The 6,179-nt window shown below is 71.9% G+C and carries 3 protein-coding genes; all 3 read right to left on the bottom strand.

Annotation, left to right across the window (positions count from 1 at the left end; all coding sequences use genetic code 11):
- Positions 1–395: 395 nt before the first annotated feature.
- Positions 396–1,841, bottom strand: a complete 1,446-nt coding sequence (locus tag ACFC1R_RS22725; RefSeq protein WP_375941327.1) for a glyceraldehyde-3-phosphate dehydrogenase — start codon at positions 1,839–1,841, stop codon at positions 396–398.
- Between the two features lie 385 nt (positions 1,842–2,226).
- Positions 2,227–4,746: a SpoIIE family protein phosphatase gene (locus ACFC1R_RS22720; protein ID WP_375941325.1), complete on the bottom strand. Its 2,520-nt coding sequence runs from the start codon at positions 4,744–4,746 to the stop codon at positions 2,227–2,229.
- A gap of 258 nt (positions 4,747–5,004) precedes the next feature.
- Complete coding sequence (locus tag ACFC1R_RS22715; RefSeq protein ID WP_375941323.1) at positions 5,005–5,922, bottom strand: hypothetical protein; 918 nt, start codon at positions 5,920–5,922, stop codon at positions 5,005–5,007.
- Between the last annotated feature and the right edge of the window lie 257 nt (positions 5,923–6,179).

The following is a 6,179-nucleotide window of genomic DNA, read 5'->3' as shown; positions in this document are numbered from 1 at the left end:
AACAGAAGAAGTGGTGTTTCAGAGGATTGGCCGCCCCGGGACCGTCCGCGCCGATGCGTGTCCGGTGCTCCCTGCCGAGCGACTAGAGAACACTAGGCCGACCAGGGGCCGGAAGCAAATCCAGGACACGGTGCCGACGACGCCCGCACGGCCGGCCAGTCAGCCGACCGGCCGCCACAGCGGGCAGCTCCGCAAATGGGGTGGCCGGGCGCAACAGGACGTCACCCCGGCCCGGCAGCGGCCGGAGTGTCCTGAACCGCCCGGGTCGGCGGGTGGCGGTGGGGCGGCAACCAGAACCCGTTCGGGATCGATTGCCGCCCCACCGCCACCTCATGCCTCACACCTCACCCGCCAGGACGGCGGGATCGGGCCGTCCGCCAGGGTCGGAACCGAGATCAGACCGCCGGGGCCGGGTAGGTCGGGTACTCGACGCCGGAGACGTACTGGACGACGCGGATGACCTGGCAGGAGTAGCCGAACTCGTTGTCGTACCACAGGTAGAGGATCGCGTTGTCGCCCTCGACCTTGGTGGCACCGGCATCGACGATCGAGGCGTGGCGCGAGCCGATGAAGTCGCTCGACACCGCGTCGGGGGCGCTGATGAAGTCGATCTGGCGCTTGAGCGGCGAGGTCAGCGACACGTTGCGGAGGTAGTCGAGGACCTCCGCACGGTTGGTCTCGCGCGCGAGCTGCAGGTTGAGGATCGCGATCGAGACGTCCGGCACCGGGACGCGGATCGAGCTGCCGGTGATCTTCGCCTTGAGGTCGGGCAGCGCCTTGGCGACGGCGGAGGCCGCACCGGTCTCGGTGATGACCATGTTGAGCGCCGCCGAACGGCCGCGGCGGTCGGAGCTGTGGTAGTTGTCCAGCAGGTTCTGGTCGTTGGTGTACGAGTGGACGGTCTCCACGTGGCCGCGCAGGACGCCGTACTCGTCCGCCATCGCCTTCAGCGGCGGGACGATCGCGTTGGTGGTGCAGGACGCGCAGGACAGGATCTGCTCGTCCGGCTTGATCGTGTCGTGGTTGACGCCGTGGACGATGTTGGGGACGTCGCCCTTGCCCGGTGCCGTCAGGACCACCTTGGCGATGCCGGGGCGGAGGTGCTTGGACAGGCCCTCGCGGTCGCGCCACCGGCCGGTGTTGTCGATGAGGATGGCGTCGTCGATGCCGTACGCGGTGTAGTCCACCGTCGTCGGGTCGTTGGAGTAGATCACCGTGATTTCGTGACCGTTGGCGATGATCTTGTTGTTCGACTCGTCGACGGTGATCGTGCCGTGGAACTGGCCGTGGATGGAGTCGCGGCGCAGCAGCGAGGCGCGCTTGACGAGGTCCTCGCCGCCGCTGTTGCGGACGACGATGGCGCGCAGCCGAAGACCGTTGCCCGAACCGGCCTTCTCGATGAGCAGGCGGGCGAGGAGCCGGCCGATGCGGCCGAATCCGTACAGGACGACGTCGCGCGAGTCGCGGCGCTCCAGCTTGTTGGCTCCAGTGGCCCCGGCGACGGCTTCGGCGGTGAAGCCCTCCACCGAGAGGCCTCGGTCATCGGTCTTGTAGGTGGCGGCGAGCATGCCGATGTCGATCTGGGAAGGGCCGAGATCGAGCTTGGTGAGAGCCTGCAGGAACGGCAGCGTCTCGGTGACCGAGAGCTCCTCACCGGCTATCTGGCGGGCGAACCGGTGAGTCTTAAGGATGCTGACCACCGACTTGTTCACCAAGGAGCGGCTGTGCAGCAGGACCGTGACGTCCCTCTCCCGATGCAGTCTCCCGATGATCGGGATCATCGACTCCGCGATCTCCTCGCGGTTCTTCCAGTTCGTGAACACGTCCTCATTGACAGTCACAGGTCCATCTTTCGATCGAGCTAGGCGATGTGCACATGCTAGCTTTCGGCCATTCCGGTCCCTCGGGCGGACCCGTCCGAACGCCGAGGTCCCCCGCCGCTCCGGCGCCCGGATCAAGCGGGCACCAGGCACCCGCCCAACAGCCCGGGCGGAGCTCGCCCCGATCGGGGGCGACGGGTGCCGAGATCCCATCCGTACTGGTCAAACGGCATGTCGGTACGCGTGAAAACTGCCGCCGACGCGGTCACGTCCACCGACCTGCAACCGTGCCGACCGCCCTGGACCGGTGCGCCCTGGCCGCCCGCCGGCGCCGAGGGCTCCTCCCCCGGGGCACCCGCGGTGGCCGGCCCCCGTCCCAACCTGATCAGGCCTGATCGCAACCGGGTCAGGTCGGCTCGGCCGATGGCCGGTACTCGGCGAGCAGCAGGGCGATGTCGTCCGCGCGGCTGGTCAACCGCTCGGCCCCGTGCAGCAGATGGTCGGCCAGCGCCTCCAGCGAGCCCGAGCGGGCGTGGGCCAGCGCCGCCCGCAGGCGATCGATCCCCTGGTCGATCCCGGTGCCGCGTTCCTCGACCAGGCCGTCCGTGTAGAGCGCGAGGACCGAACCGGGGCGGAGGGTCAGCAGGGACTCCGGGTAGGAGGAGGCGGGATCCACCCCGAGCAGCGTCCCGCCGGGCAGGTCCAGCACCTCCGCCGTGCCGTCCGGCTGCCGGAGCAGCGGCGGGCAGTGGCCTGCCCGGACCGCACGGACCCGGCCGCTGTAGGCATCGAGGCTCAGGTAGCAGCAGCTGGCGAGCAGCCCCGAGTCGAGGTCCACCAGCAGCCGGTTGGTCCCGGTGACCACCTGGCCGGGCCGCTGCCCGGCCGTGGTGTAGGCCCGGGCGGCGCTGCGCAGCTGCCCCATCGTCGCGGCGGCGGCGACGCTGTGCCCCTCGACGTCGCCCACCACCAGGGTGACGCTGCGGCCGGCGGGAACGACGTCGTACCAGTCGCCGCCGATGTCCATCCCGCGGGTCCCGGGCAGGTAGCGGGCCGCCGTTCGGATGTTCGGGAGGCTGGGCAGCCGGTGCGGCAGCAGTGCGTCCTGCAGGCCGCGCGCGATGGCGGACTCCTCGTCGTACAGCCGGGCACGTTCCAGCGCCTGGGCGATCAGCCCTCCCATCGAGGTCAGCGCGCCGCGTTCCTCGATCGTGAAAGGGTGGATCCGGTCGAACCCCAGGACGCAGGTGCCGATCGGACGGCTGCAGGCGATCAACGGCAGGAACGCCCAGGCACGCGACTCGCCGACGGGGCTCCCCGGATAGCCGTCCGCCAGTGCCTGCGGTGATTCGACGAACAGCGGGACGCCGGAGGTCAGCGCCTCGGTCCCGGGCAGGTGGGCCTGCAGGGACGCGCCTTCCAGCCGGAGTGGGAACGCCTCCTCGCAGGCCGTGCGCGCGAGCAGGTGCAGCAGTCCGGACTGGGCCAGGTAGATCGCTGCCTGCTGACCCCCGAAGGCCGGCAGCAGCTGGTGGGCGACGACGTCTCCCACCTCGCGCGCGGTGACCGCCTGGGTGAGCGCGCTGCCGAGCTGGAGGACGTGGTACATCATGGCGAGACCGGTCGAGGGGGCGGTGTCCGGGATCTCAGTCTCCGGGGTCGCCGTCTCCGGGGTCGCCGTGCCCGGGATCGCGCTGTCCGCGGGCGCGGGTGCCGCCGCGGTCGGCCCGTCGACCGGTACGACCCGGCCGGTGACGCCGCTCGGGTCCGGGTGGAACGAGAAGGCGAGCCACTGGTCGGGCGGGCGGCAGGCCAGGAAGGAGATGGTCCGCTGCGAGACCAGCGCGGCTCTGAACCGGTTCTCGTACGTGGGCGCGGACAGCCACGGCAGGACGTCCCAGATCCGCCGGCCCAGCACCTCCTCCCGCCGGACCTGCAGCAGCAGCTCCAGGCTGCCGTTGAGGCAGGTGAGCCGCCCGGCCGTGTCCAGCGCCAGCACGCCGTCGGCGAGGCGTTCGGTCGCCGCGACCGCCGAAGCGCCGTCCCCCGCGTCGACGACGGCACCGACCACCCGGGTCGCCGACCCGTCACCGGCCGTCGGGCCGAGGCGCGACACGCGTGCCCAGAGCTCGACCGTGCGCTGCCGGGACCTGTCCACCCACACCCGCAGCCGTTGGGAGAACACCCTGCCGTCGGACGCGGCCCGGACCTCGGCCCGGAACGCAGCCAGGTCACCGGGTGCCACCTTCGCGGTGAGTCCGGCGAACGTCCCGTCGAACGCCTCGTGGGCAAGGCCGAGGACCGTACAGAGCCCCTCGTCCTCGACGACCTGATCGGTGGCGGGTTCCCAGTCGAGCAGCCCCACCCGGAGCGAGGGGCGGGCGGGGGCGGGCACCTCGACGGCGGCTGTCCGCGGGTCGCACTCGACGGGGTCGCCACCGGCCCGGAGCCCGGCCAGCGCGGCGCCCAGCCGGTTGGCGGTGGCACGCAGCTGGCGGCGCTGCGCGCGGGGCAGGCCCTGGTCACCCGGTTCGGTCGCCCACACCACCGACAGCGCTCCGAAGTGCTCCGCGTCAGTCCGTACCGGCACGGAGGCCGAGCCGAACATGTACGGCAGCGCCACCGCCAGTTGCGGGTACCGGCGCATCGTCTCGTGGGCGTCGGCGAGGTGGACCGTCCGACCGGACCGGTACGCCACGGCGACCGGGATCGGGCTGCTCACGGGAATGAGCCGCCAGCCGCCCAGCAGGGACGGCGGCGCCCCGCAGGAGGCGGCGAGCACCAGCGAGCGGCGGTCACGCGAGCGGAGGAAGACGCTCGCGGCGTGGCCCCCGGTATCGGAAACGGCTCGGCGGACCGCGGCGACCAGCAGATGGTCGCGCTCACCGGTGTCGCCCTCGGCCACCAGAACATCACCGCCTGCCATCAGGCCCGGGCTGGTCCGGCGGCCCGACCCGTATCGATTGTCGCGCCATCCGGAACACGCCGACAAGGAGCCCGGGGCACCCGTACCACCGGACCGCCGCCTGCTGGGAGCACGCGGCTTCTCTCCCCCGGGGGTCAGGCCCGGTCTTCTCGCCCGCGGCGCTCGGCTCGATTGCGGGGCGCCGCTCGGCGTCCGGCTCTCCCGCCGCCGGCCGCTACGCTCCGTCACCGTGACGGCGCCGACCACGGCCACCGCGTGCTACGGCTCCACTTCCACTCCGAGCTCGCGTTCCAGTGCCGCCAGGGCCGCCCGCCTCCCCGCCGTCAGGAACGAGAGCTCGTTCGAGTCGATCTCGTGCGCGCGCACCGCCTTGAGCACCACCCGCACCGCCACGACGACCGGGGCGCGGTCGCGCGCCAGCTCCTCGCCGATTCCCCGGCCCAACGCCGCGTAGAAGTGGGGCAGTTCACGGGGGAAGGAGTAGTCGACCTGCAGCGCGTCGGCCACTTCGAACACGAAGCCCTCCCCCGACGGCTCGAAGTCGAGGGTGACGTCGGCGAACAGACCGGGTCCCGAGGTCTGCTTGCGATGCAGGATCCGGACGTCCCGGATTGGCTGCGACGGGAACCTCCCGGGCCGGAACTCGAGCAGCGGAAGGCCGTCCAGGGCGTCGAGGCGGGCGCGGTCGAGCGGCACGACCGGGTCGGACGCGACGTGCTCCCGCCAGGTCCCGACCTGCACCCGGTCGGTGAGGAAGTCCATGGAACCGTGCTCGATCTGCACCCCGCCACCGCGTTCGAGCATCATGACCAGCGGTTCGAACGGCTCCGGCAGGCCGGCGTACGGAGCCAGCGCCGCCCTCGTCAACGCCGTCCAGTTCAGCACCGCCCGGTACACCCCGACCGCCACCGGGCCCGGCGCCCGCCGGGCCAGCACCTCGTCCCACCGGCCGGCCACGACCGGGTCGGCACACACCTCCGGGGCCACCCGTCCGGCGATGTCGAAGAACGGCCACTCCTCCGTGCCGCCCAACGCCTCGGCCCACAACGCCGCTCTCCGCAGGTACTCCCGCATCAGCCCCGCCCGCGCCACGCAGTGGTCGTACGCCTCCTCCTGCTCGGCCCAGCCGACCGCAAGCACCCGCTCCAGCAGCAGCCCGCCCGCTTCCCCACTCATCACTCGCCCCCACCCACTCCCTGCCCTGTCGGGACAAGCATCTCCTGCACCGCGTCAGCCGCGCTCGGCCTGGCGGCGGCCGATCAGTTGCCGATCACCGGCCGCCGCCCAACTCCCGTACCACGAGCCGGAAGTCGTCGCGATCGCGGCTGCGGTCAACGAGGGCGGCGACGCGACGCCATCCGCTCCGCGGGCAAGCACTGATCCGGCCCGGCAGCAAGGAAGGCACCGCAGCGGATGTCGAGGTCTACGGCAAC

This window comes from Kitasatospora sp. NPDC056138, from assembly GCF_042264695.1.
Classification (GTDB): domain Bacteria; phylum Actinomycetota; class Actinomycetes; order Streptomycetales; family Streptomycetaceae; genus Kitasatospora.
This window is presented reverse-complemented; position numbering and strand designations above follow the sequence as displayed.

Bases quoted from the DNA above. Each gene is read 5' to 3' on its own strand.
- ACFC1R_RS22720 (WP_375941325.1), bottom strand. From the start codon at position 4,746: ATGGCAGGCGGTGATGTTCTGGTGGCCGAGGGCGACACCGGTGAGCGC.
- ACFC1R_RS22715 (WP_375941323.1), bottom strand. From the start codon at position 5,922: ATGAGTGGGGAAGCGGGCGGGCTGCTGCTGGAGCGGGTGCTTGCGGTC.